Source organism: Paracoccus bogoriensis, assembly GCF_019431455.1.
Taxonomy (GTDB): domain Bacteria; phylum Pseudomonadota; class Alphaproteobacteria; order Rhodobacterales; family Rhodobacteraceae; genus Paracoccus; species Paracoccus bogoriensis.
The window spans coordinates 1-347 of sequence record NZ_JAHYSR010000072.1 but is presented as its reverse complement, the minus strand read 5'-3'; the positions used below and the strand labels follow the sequence as shown (position 1 = coordinate 347).

Genomic DNA, 347 nt, shown 5'->3' with positions numbered 1-347 from the left:
AAGAAGCGGCTGACCGCCAGAAACAGCACAAAACGGGCAAGTGGTATCGTGGCCTGCCGGCACGACTGCGCGCGCTGTCCCCTCAAGGCGCAGTGCCTGCCCCAGGGCGCGCCCTCCCGCCGGGTGCATGTCGTCGCGAACCACGCGGCCATCCTGCGAGCTCGGCGAAGGCGCCTGGCATGGAACAAGACGACCAAGCGATCTACACCCGGCATCGCTGGCGCGTCGAAGGCACGCATGGCACGGCCAAGACGCTGCACGGCCTTGCCAGAGCCATCCGCAGAGGCCTGGAGAACATGAAGATCCAGGCCCTGCTGACCGCCACCGCCATGAACCTGAAGAAGCTG

At 66.6% G+C, this 347-nt stretch carries 1 protein-coding gene; it reads left to right on the top strand.

The features are described from left to right. Positions 1-179: 179 nt before the first annotated feature. A partial coding sequence (locus KY389_RS15105) for a transposase (protein WP_219831791.1) occupies positions 180-347 on the top strand: 168 nt, incomplete at its 3' end.